The sequence below is a fragment of the Paraburkholderia sp. BL18I3N2 genome, assembly GCF_003001875.1.
GTDB classification, from domain to species: domain Bacteria; phylum Pseudomonadota; class Gammaproteobacteria; order Burkholderiales; family Burkholderiaceae; genus Paraburkholderia; species Paraburkholderia phytofirmans.
Map to the genome: position 1 here is coordinate 288559 of NZ_PVNC01000007.1, position 23470 is coordinate 312028.

Annotated in this window: 22 protein-coding genes and 1 tRNA gene; 9 read left to right on the forward strand and 14 right to left on the reverse strand. The window is 62.4% G+C overall.

Annotated features, from left to right (window positions below; genetic code table 11):
- Positions 1–249: 249 nt before the first annotated feature.
- On the reverse strand, positions 250–978 hold the full coding sequence (locus B0G75_RS21075; protein WP_106309729.1) for a pentapeptide repeat-containing protein: 729 nt from the start codon (positions 976–978) through the stop codon (positions 250–252).
- Positions 979–1086: 108 nt separating this feature from the next.
- Here B0G75_RS21075 and B0G75_RS21080 point away from each other — a divergent pair, with 108 nt between their 5' ends.
- Both B0G75_RS21080 and B0G75_RS21085 read left to right on the forward strand, forming a co-directional pair.
- On the forward strand, positions 1087–1395 hold the full coding sequence (locus B0G75_RS21080; RefSeq protein ID WP_106309732.1) for a DUF2288 domain-containing protein: 309 nt from the start codon (positions 1087–1089) through the stop codon (positions 1393–1395).
- Positions 1392–2759: an MATE family efflux transporter gene (locus B0G75_RS21085; RefSeq protein WP_106309735.1), complete on the forward strand. Its 1368-nt coding sequence runs from the start codon at positions 1392–1394 to the stop codon at positions 2757–2759. The genes B0G75_RS21080 and B0G75_RS21085 overlap by 4 nt, the downstream gene beginning before the upstream one ends.
- A 208-nt stretch (positions 2760–2967) precedes the next feature.
- Here the strand turns inward: B0G75_RS21085 and B0G75_RS40745 are convergent, their stop codons facing one another.
- Positions 2968–3138 carry a hypothetical protein gene (locus tag B0G75_RS40745; RefSeq protein WP_181309320.1) on the reverse strand — a complete coding sequence of 57 codons (171 nt, stop codon included), beginning with the start codon at positions 3136–3138 and terminating at the stop codon, positions 2968–2970.
- 182 nt (positions 3139–3320) lie between these two features.
- Here B0G75_RS40745 and B0G75_RS40750 point away from each other — a divergent pair, with 182 nt between their 5' ends.
- From B0G75_RS40750 to B0G75_RS21105, 5 genes are all read left to right on the forward strand, one after another.
- Positions 3321–3494 (forward strand): hypothetical protein, encoded by a 174-nt coding sequence (locus tag B0G75_RS40750; RefSeq protein WP_166679042.1) that lies wholly within the window; start codon positions 3321–3323, stop codon positions 3492–3494.
- A 360-nt stretch (positions 3495–3854) separates the two neighbouring features.
- On the forward strand, positions 3855–4013 hold the full coding sequence (locus B0G75_RS21090; RefSeq protein WP_106309738.1) for a DUF3309 family protein: 159 nt from the start codon (positions 3855–3857) through the stop codon (positions 4011–4013).
- Positions 4014–4106: 93 nt separating this feature from the next.
- Positions 4107–4183, forward strand: a tRNA-Pro gene (locus B0G75_RS21095).
- 224 nt (positions 4184–4407) lie between these two features.
- A complete protein-coding gene (locus B0G75_RS21100; RefSeq protein WP_106309741.1) occupies positions 4408–4866 on the forward strand; it encodes a histidine phosphatase family protein in 459 nt (152 codons plus the stop codon).
- A gap of 327 nt (positions 4867–5193) precedes the next feature.
- Positions 5194–6006, forward strand: coding sequence for a GNAT family N-acetyltransferase (locus tag B0G75_RS21105; RefSeq protein WP_106309744.1), 813 nt, complete (start codon positions 5194–5196; stop codon positions 6004–6006).
- A 120-nt stretch (positions 6007–6126) separates the two neighbouring features.
- Here B0G75_RS21105 and ppx read toward each other — a convergent pair whose 3' ends face one another.
- Positions 6127–7752, reverse strand: a complete 1626-nt coding sequence (gene ppx, locus B0G75_RS21110) for an exopolyphosphatase (protein WP_106309747.1) — start codon at positions 7750–7752, stop codon at positions 6127–6129.
- A 200-nt stretch (positions 7753–7952) separates the two neighbouring features.
- Here ppx and ppk1 point away from each other — a divergent pair, with 200 nt between their 5' ends.
- On the forward strand, positions 7953–10016 hold the full coding sequence (ppk1, locus tag B0G75_RS21115) for a polyphosphate kinase 1 (protein WP_106283718.1): 2064 nt from the start codon (positions 7953–7955) through the stop codon (positions 10014–10016).
- Between the two features lie 100 nt (positions 10017–10116).
- Here ppk1 and phoR read toward each other — a convergent pair whose 3' ends face one another.
- From phoR to B0G75_RS21170, 11 genes are all read right to left on the reverse strand, one after another.
- Positions 10117–11430 (reverse strand): phosphate regulon sensor histidine kinase PhoR, encoded by a 1314-nt coding sequence (phoR, locus tag B0G75_RS21120; RefSeq protein WP_106309750.1) that lies wholly within the window; start codon positions 11428–11430, stop codon positions 10117–10119.
- Positions 11431–11539: 109 nt separating this feature from the next.
- On the reverse strand, positions 11540–12241 hold the full coding sequence (gene phoB / locus B0G75_RS21125; RefSeq protein WP_106309753.1) for a phosphate regulon transcriptional regulator PhoB: 702 nt from the start codon (positions 12239–12241) through the stop codon (positions 11540–11542).
- Between the two features lie 26 nt (positions 12242–12267).
- Complete coding sequence (phoU, locus tag B0G75_RS21130; RefSeq protein ID WP_106309756.1) at positions 12268–12972, reverse strand: phosphate signaling complex protein PhoU; 705 nt, start codon at positions 12970–12972, stop codon at positions 12268–12270.
- Positions 12973–12999: 27 nt separating this feature from the next.
- Positions 13000–13848: a phosphate ABC transporter ATP-binding protein PstB gene (pstB, locus tag B0G75_RS21135; protein ID WP_106309760.1), complete on the reverse strand. Its 849-nt coding sequence runs from the start codon at positions 13846–13848 to the stop codon at positions 13000–13002.
- A 17-nt stretch (positions 13849–13865) separates the two neighbouring features.
- Positions 13866–14762: a phosphate ABC transporter permease PstA gene (gene pstA, locus B0G75_RS21140; protein WP_106309763.1), complete on the reverse strand. Its 897-nt coding sequence runs from the start codon at positions 14760–14762 to the stop codon at positions 13866–13868.
- Positions 14759–15760: a phosphate ABC transporter permease PstC gene (gene pstC / locus B0G75_RS21145; RefSeq protein WP_106309766.1), complete on the reverse strand. Its 1002-nt coding sequence runs from the start codon at positions 15758–15760 to the stop codon at positions 14759–14761. The genes pstA and pstC overlap by 4 nt, the downstream gene beginning before the upstream one ends.
- 157 nt (positions 15761–15917) lie before the next feature.
- Positions 15918–16949 (reverse strand): phosphate ABC transporter substrate-binding protein PstS, encoded by a 1032-nt coding sequence (gene pstS, locus B0G75_RS21150; protein ID WP_106309769.1) that lies wholly within the window; start codon positions 16947–16949, stop codon positions 15918–15920.
- Between the two features lie 601 nt (positions 16950–17550).
- A complete protein-coding gene (glmM, locus tag B0G75_RS21155) occupies positions 17551–18909 on the reverse strand; it encodes a phosphoglucosamine mutase (RefSeq protein WP_106309772.1) in 1359 nt (452 codons plus the stop codon).
- Positions 18910–18937: 28 nt separating this feature from the next.
- Positions 18938–19750, reverse strand: coding sequence for a dihydropteroate synthase (gene folP / locus B0G75_RS21160; RefSeq protein WP_374956909.1), 813 nt, complete (start codon positions 19748–19750; stop codon positions 18938–18940).
- A gap of 169 nt (positions 19751–19919) precedes the next feature.
- Positions 19920–21809, reverse strand: a complete 1890-nt coding sequence (gene ftsH, locus B0G75_RS21165) for an ATP-dependent zinc metalloprotease FtsH (protein ID WP_106309778.1) — start codon at positions 21807–21809, stop codon at positions 19920–19922.
- Positions 21810–21997: 188 nt separating this feature from the next.
- Positions 21998–22660: an RlmE family RNA methyltransferase gene (locus B0G75_RS21170; RefSeq protein ID WP_106309781.1), complete on the reverse strand. Its 663-nt coding sequence runs from the start codon at positions 22658–22660 to the stop codon at positions 21998–22000.
- A 183-nt stretch (positions 22661–22843) separates the two neighbouring features.
- Here B0G75_RS21170 and B0G75_RS21175 point away from each other — a divergent pair, with 183 nt between their 5' ends.
- Complete coding sequence (locus B0G75_RS21175) at positions 22844–23371, forward strand: YhbY family RNA-binding protein (protein WP_012433844.1); 528 nt, start codon at positions 22844–22846, stop codon at positions 23369–23371.
- The last annotated feature ends 99 nt before the right edge of the window (positions 23372–23470 follow it).

The window sequence follows — 23470 nt, forward strand, 5'->3', positions numbered from 1 at the left end:
ACCGCGTAGCTTTAGTGCGCCACCGCACCTTTTCGAATTATTATCCGATATTGACCGACCTAATCAAAGTAACCGGCTTCTTCACAACAATTCGCAAATAGCGAAAATATTAAAGAGATTAAATCCGCCGACAAATTGCATCACTGCAAATCGACCAGCTTAATTGATTCGCCCAATCTAATGATAAGAATTGGCATCCGATCGTTCAAGCTGGCCGAACGGCTAAAATCGGCCACCTTGCGCGGACGCTCACATGACCCGCAAACCCAGTTCGGTGACGAGCACGGCCGCCTGGGCATGCGAGATCGTCGCGCCCTTGAAGAGCGCCGCGTCCACCAGCCGAACGCCGCTGAGGTCGGCTTCGCGCAGGTCCGCGCCGTCGAAGCGCGCGCCCTTCAAATGGGCATCCTTCAGGCTGCCGCCGTCGAAGATCGCTTCACGGAAGTCCACGCCGGCCAGATCGGCATCCGAAAAATCCAGTTGTTGCAGGGTGGCTTTGCGAAACGACAGCCCGCGCAGGTGCGCGCCGACCAGCAGCGTTTCGACGAAGCTCAAACCCAGCGCCGTGCATGCTTCGAAATTGGCGCCGGTCAGCTTGCAGCTATGAAACGACGCCGAGGCCAGCTTGGCGCGCCGCCAGCTGGTGTTGTTCAGGTCGCTCGACTGAAACGCCGCATCGACCAGATCGGCCGACGCGAAATCCGCCTCGCGGCCACGGCAACGGACCCAGCGGGTATGGGAGAGCGCCGCGCCGAAAAACGACGTCTCGACGATCGTGCAGCGCTGAAACTCGGCGCCGCGCAGATCGAGTCGCGACAGGTCGACGCCTTCGAAATCGCAGTCGGCGAAATGAAGCGGCGCCTGATTGCCGGCGAGGCTGGCCGCGACGAGTCGCTCCACTTCCGCGCGCGTGAGCGCGGCGTCCGTCACGACGTGAGCTCGCGCGCCCGAAGCCGGCGCCGTTGAATCCAGTGACATGAAGGTTCAGAATGAATTTCGCAGGACCCATAGCCTACCGGAACGCGCGCCGCGCTGGCGGTCCGCGCCGATGGTTTATAGTAACGGCCCCGCCGGAACCCGCTTACGATGACTTCCAACGACGCCACCCATAGCCCGCTGTACGCCAAGCTGCTCGCCGAAACCGCCAAGATCGGCTGGAGCGAGCTCGAACGTTTCTTCGCACGCGGCATCCTGCTGCGCGTCGCGCGCGACCTCGATCTGGTGAGCGTTGCCGAAGCCATCGCCAGCGACGACACCACGCAGGTCACGCAATGGCTGTCCGCCGGACTCGTCGAGCGCGTGCAGGCGGAAACCGCCGCCGACTTCGCCGCGCGCGACCCGGATCTGTGGGCCGTCGTCGTCTCGCCCTGGGTGTGCGTGCAGGAACGCAGTTGAGCGAAGCCGCGCGCGACGCTGACACGTCGGCAGCGGCACCCGCCGTTCCCGTGCACTGGCACCGCAGGGTGCTCGCGCTGGCGTTTCCCATCGTTCTCGCCAATCTGACGCAGCCGATTCTCGGCGCGGTCGATACCGCCGTCGCCGGCCATCTGGATGGCGCTTCGTATCTCGGCGGTGTGGCGCTCGGCGGCCTGTTCTTCAACTTCGTGTTCTGGGGCTTCGGCTTCCTGCGCATGGGCACGACCGGTCTGGTCGCGCAATCGCACGGTGCGGACGACCACGCCGAGTTGCGCAACACCGTCGTACGCGCGCTGTTGCTGGCGGCCGCGATCGGCGCAGTGGTGCTGGCGCTGCAAATGCCGCTGATCGATTACGTAGTGCGCGTGATCGGCGGCAGCGAAGCGGTGCAGCGCAACGCGCGGCTTTACTGTCACGCGCGCATCTGGGCCGCCCCGCTTGCCCTCGGCAATTACGTCGTGCTCGGCTGGCTGCTCGGCACGCAGCAGGTGCGGCTCGCGCTGCTCTCGCAGGTGTTCATCAACAGCGTGAACATCGTGGCCGTGCTCCTGTATGTGTATTGCTTCGATTGGGGCGTCGCCGGAATCGGCGCGGCCACGGCCACCGCCGACGCGCTCGGTTTCGTGCTCGGCGCCGCCCTGCTATGGCACGGCAGGCCGCGCGGCCTGCCTGCGATGAACCGCGCCGCCCTGTTCGACGCGGCGGCGCTCAAGCGGCTCGTGGTACTCAATCGCGACATCTTCGTGCGCACCCTGTGCCTGCTCTCGTCGTTCGGCTGGTTTGCGCACCTGGGCACGAAGCAAGGCGACGCCACGCTCGCCGCCAACGCGCTGCTGCTCAATTTTCAGACGTTCATGGCCTACGGACTCGACGGTTTCGCGCACGCCGCCGAAGCTCTCGTCGGTGCGGCGATCGGCGCGCGCGACCGGCACGCTTTCGCGCAGGCGATCAAGGTGACGGCGTTGTGGTCCACGCTCGGCGCGCTGGGGTTTTCGCTGGTGTACTGGGGCGCGGGCTCGTGGATCGTCGAACGTCTGACGGATCAGGCCGCCGTACGCGCCACCGCCGAAATGTATCTGCCGTGGGCCGCGCTCTCGCCGGTGGTGTCCGTGTTGGGCTTTCTGCTCGACGGCGTGTTCATCGGCGCGACTCGCACGCGCGAACTCATGATGTCGATGGTGGTGTCGTTCGGGCTGTTCGCCGTGGCGTCGTGGGCCTTGCTGGCGCTATACGGCAATCATGGGTTATGGGCCGCGATGCTGCTCTTCATGGCGCTACGTGGTCTTACGCTTGCGCGTTATGTGCCGGGCGTCGTGCGCGGCATGGCGGACGCGGCGGCTTGAGCCCGCGGGCTTGCCCATTTCGCATCGCGGCAGCCGGTTACGGCTTGAAACAAGCGCACACATGTCACGCGCGACGCTCGCCCTAGAATGACTTCAGCCCGCGCTCTCCGCGCGAACAGTCTGCGCGGGTCAGAAGCGCCGGCGTGCCCGCGCCGGTGCTTCGCTTCTGCTATTCGTCATCGTTGCCGCGCCCGTAATCATCCGATGCTCACGGCGTGACCGGTGCAGGCACCATCACGGGCGGACGGCTGTCGGTCGGCACGCCATGGTAGTCGGCCGGATCTTGCGGCGGCGGCCCGCCGTGATGGCCGGACGGACCATTCGCACAACCGGCAACGCCGGCAACCAGCAGCAACGCAATCATCGAAACGCGGATCATGAACAGAGTCTCTCGAAGCAGAACCAAAAAAGCGGCTGCCCGGCGGTGACTGGGCAAGCGCGAGCGCCGAGAGTCTAACCGCAAAGTGCATTCCACGACGCCGCGACGCGCCGCGTGCACCCTCCCATTTCGTTACGCGTGACCTACTATAAAGTCACGGCCGCATCTCACAGGAGACTGCCATGGACGCTGAAACGATCGCGGGTCTGGTTGGACTTGCAATAGGTCTGCTCGTGCTGCTCGTGTTGTCGATCTACGAATCGAGAACCTATCGGCGTGAACACGATGGCGAAGGCATGGTGCACCACTGGCTGACTCATCAGCACATGCCGCACTGGATGCGCCGCCGGCACTGAACGCACAACCGGGTTGCCGACTGCGCCTGCGCACATTCCGTCCGAATAATTGAACGGTTGATGCGTTGCATTGCACGCGCGAGCCCGCGCTCGCACGTCGACTCATTGCGCGGTGACGCCCATGGCATGTCCACCGTAACCGCGCAAGTTTTTCCGGTCCGCCCTTTCCCCTGATGCGTTTCCTGGCCACAGCCTGAGCATCCAGCCGCCCGCCCTTTCCCTCTGGCCTCATTTTCCGTTTGGGCACATGCCTTGCTGGGTATAAGCGTGCAAGAGCGCGTAGCTGCGCGTCGAGCGTCCCGGCGTGAATGCGCCGAACCAATCAGACTAACTGGCTCAGGCCAGACAGGGAGAACTCGAATGACCATTGGAACCATACTAATTATCGTGCTCATTCTTCTGCTGATCGGCGCGTTGCCGAGCTGGCCGTACAGCAGTGGCTGGGGCTATGGGCCGACCGGCGTGCTGGGCGTCGTGCTGGTCATCGTGATCGTGCTGCTGCTGATGGGCCGGATATAACGCAGCCGACTCGCGCATCCCAGCTCCCGTTTCACTCCGGTGCAATTCGTGATTGACTCTGGCACCCAATGCCACGTAGAATCTCGGATTCGTCGGAGCGTAGCGCAGCCTGGTAGCGCATCTGATTTGGGATCAGAGGGTCGAAGGTTCGAATCCTTTCGCTCCGACCACGAAAAGCAACACGAAACCCGCGTAGCCTCCGGCTTCGCGGGTTTTTGCTTTTTGGGCTTTGTTCGGGCTTTCAGACTCTCGCCTGCGATACATCCGCGCGCTGATACGGTCAGTCCGAGCCTTTGCCTTGCGGCATGACGGGCCAGCGTGCGACAGTGACTAAACTTGGCGCCGGCCTGCCTCATCAGGCTCAAGCGCCGCAAGCAGAGTCAAGGAGACACGCATGGATCTGATTCTCTGGCGTCACGCCGAAGCCGAAGACATCGCCAGCACCGACCTCGCGCGGGCGCTCACCACCCGAGGCCGCAAGCAGGCGCAAAACGTCGCCAAATGGCTGCGCACCCGCCTGCCCGACGACGCCGTCGTGCTCGCGAGCCCTGCTGTGCGCACCATCCAGACCGCCGAGACGCTGAGCGATCAATACCGCGTAGTGCGCGAACTCGCGCCCAACGCGAGCCCCGACGACGTGCTCAACGCCGCGGGCTGGCCTAAAGGCGTCGCGCAGACGGTGGTGATCGTCGGCCATCAACCGACGCTCGGCCACGTCGCCGCACGGCTGCTCGGCAATAGCGACGGGAGCTGGCCGCTGAAGAAAGCGGGCGTGTGGTGGATCGCGAGCCGCGAGCGCGATGGCGACGACCAGGCCGTGCTGCGCGCCGCCATGACGCCCGATCTGGTCTGAGCCGGATTCGCTTCGACGAGGCGAGGCCCGCGCCTATAAAAACCAAGCGCCGCGCGCGATGGCGCCGAACTACCAAGCCGATCACACGCTTCACCCACATCGCCGGGACCTCACCGTCCCGGCGCTTGAATTACCCCCACCCATTTCCTCGATTCCCCACGTTTCGCGCGGAAACAACACTCATCGGCCCCGTTCGCATCATTACAAGCCGCGGGCACGCAGCTTACGGGCAGTCATCCAATCGTCACGGGTTTGCCATGCGAGCGTCACCAGGCGTTACTACATTGGCGAAAAAAGAAATCTCCCTTTTTTCGACCAGGACCCCCCATGCGAGAACTGCCGACGCCCACCCTGCCCCTCGCTTCGATCTTCGAGTCGCGCCGTCTGCCGCGCGCCGAGGAAACGGTCACCGCCCAGCATCGCCTGCAAGTCACGTGGGCGCGCACCGACGAAGAACTGCGCGAAGCACAGCGTCTGCGCTACCGCGTGTTCGCCGACGAAATGGGCGCGCGCCTGACAGGCCCCGCAGGTCTCGATGTCGATTCGTTCGACTCCTACTGCGATCACCTGCTGGTGCGCGATCTCGACACGTTGAACGTGGTCGGCACATATCGCGCGTTGCCGCCGCATCAGGCCGCGCGAATTGGCCGCCTGTATGCGGAAAGCGAATTCGACGTGTCGCGCCTCACGCACCTGCGCGCCAAGATGGTCGAAGTGGGCCGTTCCTGCGTGCATCCCGACTATCGCAGCGGCTCGGTGATCATGTCGCTGTGGGCGGGCCTTGCCGCGTACATGAAACACAACGGCTACGAGACGATGCTCGGCTGCGCGAGCGTGGCGATGGTCGACGGCGGCCACTACGCGGCGAATCTGTATTGCTCGCTGCGCGACAACGCGCTGACCGCGCCGGAATATCGCGCGTTTCCGCATACACCGCTGCCGGTCGATGAACTGCAAACGGGCGCCGAAGTGGCACCGCCGCCGTTGGTGAAGGGTTACCTGCGTCTGGGCGCAAAGATTTGCGGCGCGCCGGCATGGGATCCCGATTTCAATACCGCGGACTTTCTGACGCTGTTCCGTTTGTCCGATATCAATGCGCGTTACGCCCGCCACTTCCTCGGCGATGCGCTGCCGCGCTAAGCTGATTCGCACGCAAGACGCGCTGTGACGCGACTTGCAGAAACAAAACAAGCGGCCACAAAAAAGCCCGGCAACATGCCGGGCTTTCTCGTTCGTCCGCAATGCGCCATGCACAAGGCTTCAGTCGTCCGTATAGACCACGCGATACGGAATGCCGACCTTCTCCCACTCCGCGGCCTCCTGAATCAGGCTGTAGTCGGTGAGCGGGTTGTTGGCCACCCACTCGTTCGGCAAACGCACCTCGTAACCGCCGTTGACCTGCGCCACCGCAATGCCCGGCAGGCCGACGTCCGCACGCCGGCGGCAGAGCAGCGCCGCGAGCCGCAGACAGAACAGCAGCGGCCACTCCACTTCGCGTGTCTGCGACAGCTTGCCGAGCTTGCCCGCGTGACCGAGCACGAGCGCGGCAAGCCGCGCCTGATCGGTGCGCGAAAAGCCCGGCATGTCCGCGTTGCTTGCGATATAAGCCGAATGCTTGTGATACGCGCTATGCGAGATCGACAGACCGATTTCGTGCAGCGCCGCCGCCCAGCCGAGAAACGTGCGGTTTTCCGCGCGGCGTTCTTCGTCGGGTTCCGCGAACTGTTCGTAGAAGCGCACCGCGAGTTCGCCGATGCGCCCCGCCTGCGCGCGATCCACGCCATAGCGGCGCATGAAGCCTTCCACCGTGACCGTACGCATGTCTTCGTGCTGCGAACGGCCTAGCAGGTCGTATAGCACGCCGAGGCGCAAGGCGCCGTCCGTCGTATCGACGTAGTCGACACCGAGTTCGTCGAACACCGCGATCATGATGGACAGACCGCCCGCCAGCACGGGAATACGATCGCCCTTCAACGCGACGAGCTTCAGCCGGTTGACGTTCTCCGCCTTGATCAGCGCGCGCTTGAGCCGTTCGAGACCACCACGCGAGATGCCGTGCGTGACGCCCGGGTCGTTGAAGTTATTTGCCTCCACCAATTCGGCCAACGCGCGCGCGGTGCCCGACGAGCCGATCGCCTGCTCCCAGCCGGTTTTCTTGTACTCGGCGGAAATGATCTGGATTTCGCGGCCCGCGGCGAGTTCGGCCTGGCGCATCGTGTATTCGTCGACGTTGCCGGCGGGGAAAAACGCCCGGCTATGACTCACGCAGCCGATATACAGGCTCTCCATCTTGATGGGCGTGTAATGCGAGCCAATGATGAATTCCGTCGAGCCGCCGCCGATGTCGACGACGAGACGCTTACCCGGGCTCGCGGGCACGGAGTGTGCTGCGCCCGCGTAGATCAGGCGCGCTTCTTCACGCCCGGCGATCACTTCGATCGGGAAACCGAGCGCGGCCTGCGCCTCGCCGAGAAATTCGCCGGCATTCTTGGCGATGCGCAATGTATTGGTTGCGACCGCGCGAACGTGATCGGGATGAAAGTCGCGAAGACGCTCGCCAAAACGCTTGAGCGCGTCCCAGCCGCGCACTTGCGAGGCACGGTCGAGCATCTTGTCGCGCGACAGACCGGCGGCCAGACGCACCGGCTCGCGCAAGGCATCGACTTGATAGATCTGGCTGCCCGCGTCGGTTTCCTCGACCCGGCCCACGATCAGCCGGAAGCTGTTCGAGCCGAGATCGACGGCGGCGAGGAGTTGCGGAGTATTGACCATCGGGTAAGCGGACTCCATGCGCGCGAGCGCGGCGGCGTTGGATGCGGGGAACGCTCCGTGTCCATCGGGTGCCCTGGGCGCCTTCTGGCCGGCCGCGCTGTTCAAAGACGCCATTCTAAGCGTACCGGGCCTCACGATGTCACCTCGCAGCAATGGGGGTGCCCAATGGTCCCATACCGACTGCGTCATATTGACGACACGTGCCGATTACGGCGTAGAATAAAAAATCGAGAATGTCATAACAACGTCATCATACTGTGAGAATTTCCGAGCGTCTTTCCGCCTCTCTTCCTGACATTCCATTCTCGCTGCCGATGTCCATCCGCTACCCCTTATTGAATCGCGAGCTGGGCATTCTGGGTTTCAACGAGCGTGTGTTGGCACAAGCTGCCGACCCAGCCGTCCCTTTGCTCGAACGCCTGCGCTTCATCTGCATCACCAGTAGCAATCTCGACGAATTCTTCGAAGTCCGCATGGCCGGACTGCAGGAACAGATGCGCGACAACCCCGGCGCGCTATCGCCGGACGGCATGTCGCTGCAGCACGTGTACGACCTCGTGGTCGAACGCGCGCAGAAGCTCGTGCATCGCCAGTACACCATGCTGCACGACACGGTGCTCACCGCGCTCGAAGCAGAAGGTATCTATTTTCACGGCACCGAAGCGTGGAACGAAGCGCAGACCGAATGGGCGCGCAATTACTTCTTCGACGAACTGTTACCCGTGCTCACGCCGATCGGCCTCGATCCGGCGCATCCGTTTCCACGCGTGCTCAACAAGAGCCTGAATTTCGTCGTCGAACTGGAAGGCAAGGACGCGTTCGGCCGTCAGGCGATGATGGGCATCGTGCAGGCGCCGCGCGCGCTGCCGCGGCTCGTGCGCATGCCGCAGGAACTGTCGGGCTATCCGCATGGTTTCGTGCTGCTGAGCTCGCTGTTGCAACGCTTTGTCGGCGAGCTGTTTCCAAACCTCGTGGTGCGCAGTTGCAATCAGTTTCGCATCACGCGCAATAGCGAACTGTTTGTCGACGAAGATGAAATCACCAATCTGCGCGTCGCGTTGCAGGGCGAATTGCCGGCGCGGCATCTGGGCAATGCGGTGCGGCTCGAAGTGTCGGCGGAAACGCCCACGCATGTCGTGCGGCGCCTGCTCGACGAAAGTGGCCTCTCGGACAAGGACTGCTATTACGCCGACGGCCCCGTCAATCTGGTGCGGCTGATGCAATTGCCGGAGATGGTGGACCGTCCCGATCTCAAGTTCGTGCCGCACATCCCCGCGATTCCGCCGCAGGTCGCCAACAGCGCCAGCATGTTCGACGTGATCGATCAGGGCGACGTGTTGCTGCATCATCCGTACGAGAGCTTTCAGCCGGTGCTCGAACTGCTGCTGCAGGCGGCCAAAGATCCGAACGTGGTCGCGATCAAGCAGACCATCTATCGCACCGGCACCGATTCGCCGCTGATGGACGCGCTCATGCAAGCGGCGCGCAACGGCAAGGAAGTCACGGTAGTGGTCGAACTGCTCGCGCGCTTCGACGAGGAAACCAACATCAACTGGGCCTCGCAGCTCGAGGCAGTCGGCGCGCACGTGGTGTACGGCGTGGTGGGCCACAAGTGCCATGCGAAGATGATGCTGATCGTACGGCGCGTGTCGGTGGGCGGCAAGACCACGCTCAAGCGCTACGTGCACCTCGGCACCGGTAACTACCACCCGCGCACCGCGCGTCTTTACACCGACTTCGGTTTGATGACCGCCGATCAGAAAATCTGCGAAGACGTGCATCACGTGTTCCAGCAACTGACCGGCATTGGCGGCGAGCTGAAGCTGCACGAGTTGTGGCAATCGCCGTTCACGCTGCATCCGAAACTGGTCGAAGCGATCCGCGCCGAAGCCGAGCATGCGCGCGCGGGTAAGAAGGCACGCATCGTCGCGAAGATGAATGCGCTGCTCGAACCCACGGTGATCGCCGAGTTGTACGAAGCCGCGCAGGCCGGCGTGAAAATCGATCTGATCGTGCGTGGCGTGTGCTCGTTGCAGCCGGGCGTGGCGGGGCTTTCGGAGAACATCACGGTGCGCTCGATCGTCGGGCGCTTTCTGGAACACCATCGCATCTTCTACTTTTACGACGGCGGCAAGGAGCAAGTCTATCTGTCGAGCGCCGACTGGATGGATCGCAATTTCTTCCGGCGTGTTGAAGTGGCGTTTCCGATCAACAACCGCCGTTTGAAGCGGCGTGTGATCGCTGAAGGCCTGTCGGCGTTTCTTGGCGACAATCAATCCGCGTGGCTGATGCAAAGCGACGGCCATTATCGGCGCCGCCGGCCGGGCAAGTCCTCGCGCAATGCGCAGATGAGTCTGCTGGGGAAATTCTGTTCGTAACGTTAGTGACTGCGCTCGCTCTGGCGGGCTACCAACAAACGCGACACGCGTAAAAAAGCCCGCTAAATGCGGGCTTTTCTTCATTCCGATGCGGTTACGTTCAAGCCGGCGCCGGTTGCCGGCGCGCCGTGCGATACACCGGGAAGCGCACGGTGAACGTGCTGCCACGCCCCTCTTCGCTCTTCACGTCGAGTTGCGCATCGTGACGCTGCAGCACATGCTTGACGATCGCGAGCCCGAGACCCGTGCCGCCGGTGTCGCGCGAACGGCTGCGATCGACGCGATAGAAACGCTCCGTCAAGCGCGGAATGTCCACGGCCGGAATGCCGAGTCCGCTGTCCGTCACGGAAAATATCGCATTGCCGCCCTGCGCATGCCAGGCCACTTTGATCGCGCCGCCGTCCGGCGTGTAGCGGATCGCGTTCGTGACGAGATTGCCCAACGCACTGAGAATTTCCGTTTCGACACCGGTGACCGTGAGCCCTTCGTCGGCATCGAACACGATCTTGTGATGATCGCTCGACAGGTTTTCCGCGTCGTCGCGCAGATGCCGCAACACCGCGCGCATATCGATCATCTGATCGCTCGGCGGCTTGTTGTCGCCTTCGAGTTTGGCGAGCACCAGCAGATCGCTGACGATATGGCGCATGCGCGAAGCCTGCTGCTCCATCAGTTCGAGATAGCGCGAACGTTCGGCTTCGCTCAGCGGCAACTCGCGCATGGTTTCCAGAAAACCCGAGAGAACCGTGAGCGGCGTTTTGAGTTCATGCGAAACATTGGCGACGAAGTCGCGCCGCATCGCATCGGTGCGTTCGAGTTCGGTGATGTCTTGCGAGAGCACCAGTTTGCGATTCTCGCCGTACGGAAACACCTGCACCGACAGCACGTTTTGCCGCTTGTCGCCCATGCCGCGCATGATCAGCATTTCTTCGTAGCGATGCGAATTCAGATAGCGAACGAAGTCCGGCTGGCGCACCAGATGCGTGATGTGCTGGCGCAGATCGCGCTTCGCGTCCAGGCCGAAATGGAGTTCCGAGATCGCGTTGCACCACTCGATCTGGTCGTGATCGTCGAGCATCGCCACGCCGTTCGGCGAGGCCTGGATAGCCTGAATGAAGCGCGAATGCTGCTGCTCGACCGAGCGCACCTGGGCGTGCCAGCGCTTCGCGAGCTTATGCAGACGGTAGTAGATTTCGCCCCAGATGCCGGGGGCGCTCGGCACTTCGCCGTAAACCGGCGCGTCGAGCAAACGCCACAGACGCTGTTTATGGAAGGTGCTGAAAAGGCTCTGCGCGAGCAGCATGACGATCGCGAGGACGAGCGCTGCCTTGACGTTCACGAGTGCGCCGACCACCGCGCACAGAACAGCCAGCAGCACGACCGACACGATGGAGCGCGCCCAGATGATGTTCATGGTCTAGCGATCGAAGAGAAAAGCCTATGCGCCGGGACGGAAATCGCGGCGCCTATCGTGGCGAATAAACGTACCCAGCGCGGCGGCGCGAACGCCGCTAATGCGCGCCTCAGGCGCTCTTCGCAAGCCGGTAGCCGCTGCCGCGTACCGTCTCAATCATAGCATCGCACCCGGCCGGCTTGAGAGCTGCGCGCAAACGCTTGATATGCACGTCCACCGTGCGCTCTTCGACGAACACGTGGTCGCCCCACACCTGATCGAGCAATTGCGTGCGGCTGTGCACGCGCTCGGGGTGCGTCATGAAGAAGTGCAGCAGGCGGAATTCCGTCGGGCCGAGATCGAGCTTGATCTCGCTGCCGTCGCCATTCGCGGCCACGCGGTGAGTGGCTGGATCGAGCTTGAGACCGTTGATCGCGACTACGTCTTCGGTCAACTGCGGCGCACGGCGGCGCAACACCGCCTTGATGCGTGCCATCAGTTCTTTCGGCGAGAACGGCTTGGTGACGTAGTCGTCGGCGCCGATTTCGAGGCCGAGCACCTTGTCCTGCTCGTCGCCACGCGCGGTCAGCATGATGATAGGGATATGTTTCGTGCGCTCGTTGTTGCGCAGATCGCGAGCGAACGCGATGCCCGATTTACCCGGCAACATCCAGTCGAGCAGGACGAGGTCGGGCAATACGTCGCTGATCAGGTTCTGCGCCTGTTCCGCGTTGTACGCGCGAATCGGGCAGTGTCCGGCGTGTTGAAGATTGACCGAAATCAGTTCGGAAATGGCGGGCTCATCTTCAATGACGAGAATGCTGCTGGGCATCGGCACCTCTGGTCCTTATGTCTGGATTAACTGAGTGCTTCGCGTTCGAGCGCGTCGCGCGACTTGTGCCGCACGTCCGTGCCCTTCACGATGTAAATGATGAATTCGGCGATGTTCTTCGCGTGGTCGCCGATCCGCTCGATCGCCTTGGCGATAAAGAGGAAGTCGAGGCCCACGGAGATCGAACGCGGATCTTCGGTCATGTACGAAATCAGCTTGCGCACGAAGGCGCGGAATTCTTCGTCGATCGCTTTATCGTCGCGCACGATCTGCGCGGCGGCGACCGTATCGAGGCGCGCGAACGCGTCGAGCGCGCGGCGCAGAATCGACACCGCCATTTCACCCGACAACTTGATTTCGGCGATATTGATGGTGCGCGAGGCGCCGTCTTCCATCAATCGCTTGGTGCGCTTGGCGATTTTTTCGGCTTCGTCGCCGGCGCGTTCGAGATTCGTGATGGTCTTCGAAATCGCGATCAGGAGACGCAAATCACGCGCGGCCGGCTGACGGCGCGCGATGATGTTGCTGCACTCTTCGTCGATTTCCACTTCCATCTTGTTCAGACGATCTTCCGCGGCGATCACCTGTTCGGCGATGTCGAGATCGAATTCGTTGAGCGCCTGCATGGCCTTGACGATCTGCGATTCGACCAGGCCGCCCATTTCGAGCACCTTGGAAGAAACCAGATTCAGGTCGGCGTCGAACTGGCTGGACAGGTGTTTGTCGGACATGTGGTACTCCTTGTTTTGTTCGGCGCGTTAACCGAAGCGGCCAGTGATGTAATCCTCAGTTTCCTTGCGGACCGGCTTGATGAAGATCTTTTCGGTATCGCCGAATTCGATCAACTCGCCGAGGTACATATAGGCAGTGTAGTCCGAACAGCGGGCCGCCTGTTGCATGTTGTGCGTGACGATCACCACCGTGTAATCGCTCTTCAATTCGGCGATCAGTTCTTCGATGCGGCCCGTCGAAATCGGGTCCAGCGCCGAACACGGCTCGTCGAGCAGGAGCACTTCCGGACGGATCGCGATACCGCGCGCGATGCACAGACGCTGCTGCTGGCCGCCCGACAAACCGTAGCCGCTCTGGCCGAGCTTGTCCTTCACTTCGTTCCACAGCGCGGCCTTGGTCAGCGCCCATTCGACGCGGTCGTCCATCTCCGAGCGCGGCAGCGTTTCAAACATCTTCACGCCGAACGCGATGTTGTCGTAGATCGACATTGGAAACGGCGTCGGCTTCTGGAACACCATGCCGATCCGTGCGCGCAAGAGCGAGATATCGCGCTTGGAGGTCAGCAGGTTTTCGCCGTCCATCAGGATCTCGCCTTCGGCGCGCTGTTCCGGATAGAGCGCGTACATCTTGTTCAGCGTGCGCAGCAGCGTGGACTTGCCGCAACCCGACGGGCCGATGAACGCGGTCACCTTGCCTTCGGGAATCTGCAGATTGATGTTCTTCAACGCGTGATACTTGCCGTAGAAGAAGTTCAGATCGTTGATCTCGATCTTCGGGCGCGACGGCGCCTGCGACTGGCCGCTCTGGGCGGGATCGAAACCGGCGGGCGCAGTGTGGCGCTGGATCGGATTGAGTTGAGTTTCTGCCATATTCATCGGATTACACTCCGCCCTTACTTGTTCGAGAAGATCGTGCGCGCGAGGATGTTCAATCCCAGCACCGCGAGCGTGATCAGGAAGACGCCGGCCCACGCGAGCGATTGCCACTGCGCGAACGGGCTCATCGCAAACTTGTAGATCGTGACCGGCAGGTTCGCGACCGGCTGGCCCATGTCCGTCGAGAAGAACTGGTTCGACAGCGCCGTGAAGAGCAGCGGCGCGGTTTCGCCTGCGATACGCGCCACGCCGAGCAGCACGCCAGTGACGATACCCGCGATCGAGGCCTTCAGCGTGATCGACAGCACCATCTTCCACTTCGGCGTGCCGAGCGCGAAAGCCGCTTCACGCAGTGCGTTCGGCACCAGTTTCAGCATGTTTTCCGTGGTGCGGATGACGATCGGAATCTGCAGCAAGGCGAGCGCGAAGACGCCGGCCCAGCCGCTGAAGTGGCCCATCTTCGCGACGACCAGCGCGTAGACGAAGAGGCCCACCACGATCGAAGGCGCCGACAACAGAATGTCGTTGATGAAACGCGTGACGCTCGCGAGCCAGCCCTTCTGACCGTATTCGGCGAGATAGACGCCAGCCAGAATACCGATCGGCGTGCCGACGAAAGTCGCGAGTCCGACCAGCATCAGACTGCCGACGATCGCGTTGGCGAGACCGCCGCCATCGGTGTTCGGCGGCGGCGTAGATTGCGTGAACAGCTCGACCGACAAGCCGCCGATACCGAGACGCAAAGTCGTATAGAGAATCCAGACCAGCCAGATCAGGCCGAACGCCATGGCGGCGAGCGACATGGTCAGCGCGATCGCGTTCTTCATGCGGCGGCGGCCTTGCAGACGCACGCGCATCGCTTCGAGCGCGGCGGCGTCGTTCGAACCCGGCATATTCAAAGTGGGCTGGCTCATTTCGCGCCCTCCGCTTTCTGAAGACGCAGCAGCATGACCTTGGAGATCGCCAGCACGATGAAAGTAATCACGAACAGGATGAGGCCGAGTTCCATCAGCGCCGACGTGTGCAGGCCCGGATCCGCTTCGGCGAATTCGTTGGCGAGCGCCGACGTGATGCTGTTGCCCGGCGAAAAGAGCGACACGTTGTCGAGCAGATTGGTGTTACCGATCACGAACGTGACAGCCATGGTCTCGCCGAGCGCGCGGCCCAGACCCAGCATCACGCCGCCGATCACGCCGCTCTTCGTAAAGGGCAGCACGATCTTCCACATCACTTCCCACGTCGTGCAGCCGATGCCGTACGCCGATTCCTTCAGCAGAACCGGCGTGACTTCGAAGACGTCGCGCATCACCGAGGCGATGTACGGAATGATCATGATCGCAAGTATGACCCCGGCGCACAGAATGCCGATGCCGATCGGCGCGCCCTGAAACAGCGCTCCGACCACCGGAATGCCGCCGAGCACCGCGCCGAGCGGCTTCTCGAACCAGGTCGCGAAGATCGGCGCGAACACCAGCAGACCCCACATGCCGTACACGATCGACGGAATCGCGGCGAGCAGTTCGATCGCGATGCCGAGCGGGCGGCGCAGCCACGCGGGCGAGAGTTCAGTCAGGAATAGCGCGATGCCGAAGCTGACGGGCACCGCGATGATGAGTGCAATGATCGAGGTGGCGATGGTGCCGTAGATCGGCACCAGCGCGCCGAATTGCTTGCTGGGTGGATCCCAGTCGGCGGTCCACAGGAAGCTGAGGCCGAATTGCTTGATCGACGGCATGGACGCGACGATCAGCGAAACGATGATGCCGCCGAGCAGCAGCAAAGTGATGATAGCGGCGAGGCGCGCGAGACCGCCGAAGATCACATCGCCGGCGCGGCTGGGCGCTTTCTGCTGCGACGCGCTGCCGGGCGGGGTCGACCTGCTCGCACCGGGCGCTAATTGGATATCGGACATGAGAGCCTGATGGACCTGTTTCCAGTTGCCGCACGACACGTGTCATGCGGCCGGTAATGCCGGGGGTTAAAGCCATTGGCCGTCCTCACATGAGGACGGCCAACGTGTTACGTGCTACCGATACCGAGCGCTTGCGCTGCCGCGCTCATCGCCGCATTTACTCGGCGATTGCCTTGCCCGAAGCGTCCTTCACCTTTGCCTTCCATTGCGTGCGGATTTCCGACACGACCGAATCCGGCAGCGAGATGTAGTCCAGATCGTTCGCGGCTTGCGTGCCGTTCTTGAACGCCCAGTCGAAGAACTTCAGCGTTTCGCTGCCTTGCGGCGCCTTCTCTTGCGTCGTGTGAACCAGCACGAACGTCGCGCCGACGATCGGCCATGCGTTCTTGCCCGGCTCGTTCGTCAGGATCTGGTAGAACGACTTCGACCAGTCCGCGCCTGCTGCCGCTGCCTTGAAGGTGTCCGTCTTCGGTTCGACAACCGTGCCCGTCGAGTTCTTCAGCGCGACATACGTCATGTGGTTCTGCTTCGCGTACGCCCATTCCACGTAGCCGATTGCGCCCGGCAGACGTTGCACGAAGGCCGCAACGCCGTCGTTGCCCTTGCCGCCCGTGCCCGTCGGCCAGTTGACCGTCGAACCTTCACCGACCTTCGACTTCCAGTCCGCGTTGACCTTCGACAGATAGTTCGTCCAGATGAAGCTGGTGCCCGAACCATCGGCGCGGCGAACCACGGCGATGTCGGTATCCGGCAGCTTGACCTTCGGGTTCAGCGCAACGATCGCCGGATCGTTCCACTTCTTGATCTTGCCCAGATAAATGTCGCCGAGCACTTCGCCCGACAGCGTCAGTTCAGCCGGCTTCACGCCCGGCACGTTGACGACCGGCACCACGCCGCCGACCACGGTCGGGAACTGGAACAGGCCTTCCTTGGCGAGTTCGTCGTCCTTCAGCGGAGCGTCCGAACCGGCGAAGTCGACGGTCTTCGCGACGATCTGCTTCACGCCGCCCGACGAGCCGATGCCTTGATAGTTCACCTTGCCGCCGCCCGATTTCTGATACGAGTCGGCCCACTTCGTGTAAATCGGTGCTGCGAAGGTGCTGCCCGCGCCGGTGATGTCTGCGGCTTGCGCTGCGATCGCGAAAAGCGCGCCAGCAACGCCAGCGAACACGGTTTGCATCAATTTCATGAGACCTCCAAAGGTGTGAGCGGTGTGAGCGTGTAAGACGATCACCGCGAAGCTTAGGGTCTCTTTGTGACAGTAACGTGACTTAACGTGAAACGGATGTGACAGTGGGATTACACGACTGAAAGGCGCCTCGTCAGGGAAAACGCTGACTTTCCGGCGAAGATCGTACCGCTCTTTAGATTAGTCGAAGAAAGATGGGGCGCGAACGTTTGCGAGTGCGCGTTTGAGGAAAAAGATGCGGCGTGGGTTGTGCGGGATGCTGCGGCGGGGGAGACGGTGGTTGGAGTGCGGCTAGAGCGTTGGCATTGTCTTTTGGGGCCGCGTCTTTTTGGGGCTGCGTCTTTTGGGGCTGCGCGTTTTGGTCCTGCGTGTTTGAGCGCCGGTCTGCCTGGCGGTGTGCCTTTTTTGGCGATGTGTCTTTTGCGCGGTTCGCTGTCTGAGTTGGCGACACTTGGTCACGTGAAGCGTGACGCGCTGCGGGCGGTAGGCGCTAATTGCCGCGTGGTGATTGCGACGCTGAATTGCAGATTGCGGACAGCGAGAGGGCGTCCGGACGATATGCTCGTCGTCCCCACGCCCTCTCGCCGCAACAGCGCGCGGCTTACGCCGTTGCCTCTTTCACGGCTCCGGCAATCGACTCCGCGTGCTGAAGCGCGTCGGCGGCATTTTCTGCTTCCACCATCACGCGCAGCACCGGCTCGGTGCCGGACGCGCGGATCAGCACACGGCCGCGGCCGTCCAGCGCGCTCTCGGCCTTGGCGATGGCGCGGCGAATCAGATCGCTGCTCTTCCAGTCCGCGTCAGGCTTCATGCGCACGTTGATCAGCTTCTGCGGGAACAGCGTGACGCCGTCGAGCAGGTCTGCGAGCGTCTTATCGCTGCGTTTCATGGCCGCCAGCACCAGCAGCGCGGAGACGATGCCGTCGCCCGTGGAATGGCGGTCGAGCGAAAGAATATGGCCGGAGCCCTCGGCGCCGAGTTGCCAGCCGTGTTCGCGCAACTGCTCGAGCACGTAGCGGTCGCCGACCGCCGCGCGGACGAACTTCACGCCGGCTTCCTGCAGCGCCACTTCCACCGCCATATTCGTCATCAAGGTGCCGACCGCGCCGTCCACTTTGCCGTCGGTCGCAACTCGATCCTTGACCAGGATGTACAGCAGTTCGTCGCCGTTGTAGAGGCGCCCTGCCGCATCGACCACCTGCAGACGGTCGGCGTCGCCATCGAGCGCGATGCCCAGATCCGCATGATTCGCGCGCACGGCACGGACCAGCGCATCCGGTGCGGTCGCGCCGACACCGTCGTTGATGTTGAAGCCGTTCGGCGCGACGCCGATCGGAATCACCTCGGCGCCGAGCTCGTGGAACACGTGCGGCGCCACGTCATAAGCGGCGCCATGCGCGCAGTCGACTACCAGCTTCAGGCCGTGCAGATCGAACGCCGCCGGGAACGTGCTCTTGCAGAACTCGATGTAGCGGCCCGCCGCGTCGTCGAGACGCCGCGCCTTGCCCAGTTGCTCGGATGCCGCGCAAGCGAGCGGCAGATCGAGCTGCTCCTCGATCTGCGACTCCACTTCGTCCGGCAACTTGTTGCCGTCGGCGGAGAAAAATTTGATGCCGTTGTCGTAGTACGGGTTATGCGATGCACTGATGACCACGCCCGCGGCGAGCCGCAACGCGCGCGTCAGGTAGGCGATGCCGGGCGTCGGCATCGGGCCGGCCAGCATCACGTCCACACCCGCCGCGGAGAAACCCGACTCGAGCGCGGCTTCGAGCATGTACCCCGACACCCGCGTGTCTTTGCCGATCAACACGGTTGGCCGCGTACCCGATTTGGCCCAGCGGTCCGCGCCTGCCAGCACCTTGCCGGCCGCGTAGCCAAGCCGCAATACAAACTCCGGCGTGATCGGCCCTTCGCCGACTTTGCCCCGAATGCCGTCCGTTCCGAAATAACGACGTGCCATGTTTTATCTTCCTCCTTGGCTTGTGGGTTCAACCGCGCGCGCGGCTGTGATCCGCCGCGTCGCGCATAGCTGCCCATACTTTTAATGCATCTACTGTTTGCGCGACGTCGTGCACGCGCAGAATCGCAGCGCCCCGTTCAGCGGCGCACACCGCCGCCGCAATACTGCCGGCGACGCGTTCCGGCGCTGGGCGTCCCACCACCGCGCCGACCATCGACTTGCGCGACATGCCAGCAAGAATCGGATACGGAGGCTCGGCTCGCGGCGCCGTATCCGGCAGATGCGCGAGCAGCGTGTAATTATGCTCGACTACCGTCTTGCCGAAGCCGAAACCCGGGTCCACGCTGATACGAGCACGCGCAATGCCCGCCCGCTCAAGTGTCGCGACGCGCTCCTCAAGAAAATCGCGAACTTCGCTCACGACGTCGTCGTAGACCGGCTCACCGAGCTGCATGGTCTGCGGCTCACCGAGCATGTGCATGACGCACAGGCCGCACTCGCTGTCGCGCACGGCGTCGATCGCGCCGGGCATCCGGAAGCCCCAGATGTCGTTGATCAGATCGGCGCCGGCGGCCAACGTGTGGCGCATCACTTCGGGCTTGTAGGTGTCGATCGACAAGGGCACATTCGCGCCGCGCAATTGATCGACGAGCGGGATCACCCGCTCCAGTTCTTCGTCGAGCGGCACCGGCGGGGCGCCCGGGCGCGTCGATTCGCCACCGATATCGATGATGTCCGCGCCGTCGAGCATCATACGCTCGGCCTGGCGCAACGCATCGCCGCGCATTGCGTATTTGCCGCCGTCGGAAAAAGAATCGGGAGTGACGTTCAGAATGCCCATGACCAACGGGCGTTCAAAGGTCAGCTTGAAGCGGCCGCATTGCAGCGGCTCGGGAATAGGCAAAAAAGGGGATTCGACTTTCGACACGTGGTAGTGCTTCGCGCAAACGGATAAATGCAAAACGGGCCGGTGTGAAACACACCGGCCCGCACTTTCTACTGGTCGCCTATCAGGCCGGCGCCGTTGCGCTGCCCGGCTTGACCTCGGTGCCCGGGCTGCCGCCCGACGAGGCGTCGGTTGCCGACGGCGTCGAGCTCTTCGGCGAACGCGGCGGACGGCCGGCCATGATGTCGTTGATCTGATCGGCGTCGATCGTCTCCCACTCCATCAGTGCGGCGGTCATCGCTTCGACCTTATCTCGGTTCTCGTCCAGCAAGCGCTTCGCCAGGTTGTACTGTTCGTCCAGCACGCGGCGGATTTCGGCATCGACCTTCTGCTGCGTCGCTTCCGAAATGGTGCGCGTGAAGCCGCGGCCAAACGGCGTGGCGTCGTTTTCGTCGTCGACGTAGACCATCGGTCCGAGTGCGTCCGTCATGCCGAAGCGAGCCACCATGGCGCGCGCGGTTTGCGTCGCCTTGTTGAAGTCGTCCGACGCGCCGGTGCTGAGCAGGTTCAGGAACAGCTCTTCCGCGACGCGGCCACCGAACAGGATCGCGAGACGATCCAGCAGGTAGTCCTTCGAATACGTCTCGTTGTCATGCTCCGGCAACTGCCATGTCACGCCCAATGCGCGGCCACGCGGAATGATCGTGACCTTGTGCACCGGATCGGCCTTCGGCAACAGCTTCGCGATCACTGCATGACCCGACTCGTGGTACGCCGTAGCGCGCTTCGATTCTTCGCGGATCACGGCCGACTTGCGCTCCGGGCCCATGAAGATCTTGTCCTTCGCGTCTTCGAAATCCGTCATTTCGACGATGCGCTTGCCGCGGCGAGCCGCGAACAAAGCTGCTTCGTTCACGAGGTTCGCGAGGTCGGCGCCGGAGAAGCCCGGCGTGCCGCGTGCGATCACCGCTGCATCGACGTCGTTCGAAATCGGCACCTTGCGCAGGTGAACCTTCATGATGTGTTCACGGCCGCGAATATCGGGCAGACCGACATACACCTGGCGGTCGAAACGGCCCGGACGCAGCAGCGCCTTGTCGAGCACGTCCGAACGGTTCGTTGCAGCAATCACGATCACGCCTGAGTTCGCTTCGAAGCCGTCCATCTCGACCAGCATCTGGTTCAACGTCTGTTCGCGCTCGTCGTTACCGCCGCCCATGCCGGCGCCGCGATGACGGCCAACCGCGTCGATTTCGTCGATGAACACGATGCACGGTGCGTGCTTCTTGGCCTGCTCGAACATGTCTCGCACACGAGCCGCGCCGACACCGACGAACATTTCGACGAAGTCCGAACCCGAGATGCTGAAGAACGGCACTTTTGCCTCGCCGGCGATTGCGCGCGCCAGCAGCGTCTTACCGGTTCCCGGCGGCCCGACCAGCAGGACGCCGCGCGGAATGCGCCCGCCCAGCTTCTGGAATTTCTGCGGATCGCGCAGGAAGTCGACCAGTTCGGAGACTTCTTCCTTGGCTTCGTCGCAACCGGCAACGTCGGTGAAATTAATTGCGTTATTGTTTTCGTCGATCAGACGTGCACGGGATTTACCGAACGAGAACGCACCACCTTTCCCGCCCCCCTGCATCTGTCGCATCATGTAGAACCAGAAACCGATGATCAGGATCGTCGGCCCGAGGTAGTACAGCGCGGACACCAGCGCATTCGGTTCGTCATCAGCCTTGCCGCTCACCTGAACGCCATACTTCATCAGATCGCCGACCATCCAGATGTCGCCGGGCGACACGATCTGGTACTTCTGGCCGTCTGCTGGAGTGACCGTGAGGTTCCGCCCCTGGACAATGACGTTCTTGACTTTGCCGTTCTTCGCGTCGTCCATGAACTGCGAATAGGAAACGCCTTCCTGGACACGGGGCTTGTCGAACTGCTTGAACACCGTAAACAGCACCAGTGCGATAACCAGCCACACTGCTGCTTTCGAAAACATATTGTTGTTCAAAGCACCACTCCTTCACTTAGACGGGCGCCTACATTTGCCTTGCGGCACCACGAAAGCATTCTAATCCAGTCCGCAGACCCCTGCCATAAGGTTTCACTACCACAGAAATAGGACAGCGGGCCATTGCAGCACCCATTTCCGAGGCCATGATCGCATTATCGGCAGATGCGGAACCGTCCTGCAGCGTCCTATGCGGGCCGCTTGAGATGCTTACCCAAAATAAACGTTTCTGACGACTTGTCCCGCGAGGCTTTCGGCTTGCGGGCCGCCACCACCTTAAATTGATGCTTGAACTTTTCGACAATCTGGCTGTAACCGCTGCCGTGAAAGCATTTGACTAAAAGGGCACCATCCTGCTTCAGGTGATTTTGTGAGAATTCCAGCGCGAGATCGCACAGATGCTCGATTCGCGCGGCATCCGCCACCGCCACTCCCGACAGGTTGGGCGCCATATCCGAAATTACAAGATCGACCTGGCGTTCGCCGACCAATTCTTCCAGTTGACCGAGGACGGTGTCTTCGCGGAAGTCGCCCTGAATGAACGTGACGTCGGCGATCGGCTCCATCGGGAGGATGTCCAGCGCGATGATCGTGCCGTCGATGCCACCTTCGCGCTCGGCGTCGCGCTGCGAACCCTTGGCAAGCTTATTACGCGCGTACTGGCTCCAACTGCCCGGCACCGAACCGAGGTCGACGATCACCTGGCCGGGACGGATCAGCTTGTCCTGCTCGTCGATTTCCTTGAGCTTGTAGGCTGCGCGGGCACGATAGCCCTCCCGCTGCGCCATTTTTACGTACGGGTCGTTGATGTGATCGTGCAACCACGCCGTGTTGAATTTGTTTTTTGCCATTAAGCGTTGAACTCTTGCTGCGTTATGACACGCTTTAGGGGATAATACGCGGTTAATTCGCGCGGACGCCGCCAAAACTGGCAGTCATCCGCGATTCTGTTGTTCTGACGCGCCGCCCTGCGCAATTGGCCGAATCTCTCGGAAATGCAGGTGCCGCCATTTTAGTCGAGTCTCCCACTTTCCATGCCCGCCCTCAAAGTCTCTTCCGACCAACGCGCCGAGTTGCGCTCCCAGGCACATGCGCTCAAACCGGTCGTGCTCGTCGGCGCCGAAGGCTTGACCGACGCTGTGCTCTCCGAGATCAAGGTCCACCTTGGCGCTCATCAGCTCATCAAGATCCGCGTGTTCGGCGACGAACGCGAAGAGCGCATCGCGATCTATGAAGAAATCTGCGACAAGCTGAACGCCGCGCCGATCCAGCATATCGGCAAGCTGCTGGTGATCTGGAAGCCGGAAGCCGCACAGCCGGCCGTGAAGACCAAGCGCGGCGCCCTGCCGAGCGCCCGCGAAGCCGCGGTGGAAGCCAAACCGGGTAAGGGCCGCGCGCCGCGCGTGGTGACGGTCGTGAAGCCCAGCGAAATCCCGATGCGCAAACCTAAGGCAAAAGCAGTCGTGGTGCGCGGCAATGAACGCGTGACGCAAGGCGGCAACATCAAGCGCGCCAAGAAGCGCCAGACCAGCGCGAAGCGCTCGCATCAGTCGTCGAAATAAGCGAATGATGAGCGGTGCGGGCGGTGTCCGCACCTTGACGTGGGCCGCTTGATCTCACGACCACGGAGCTCAACGTTGCTCACCCAGCACGCTCGTCGC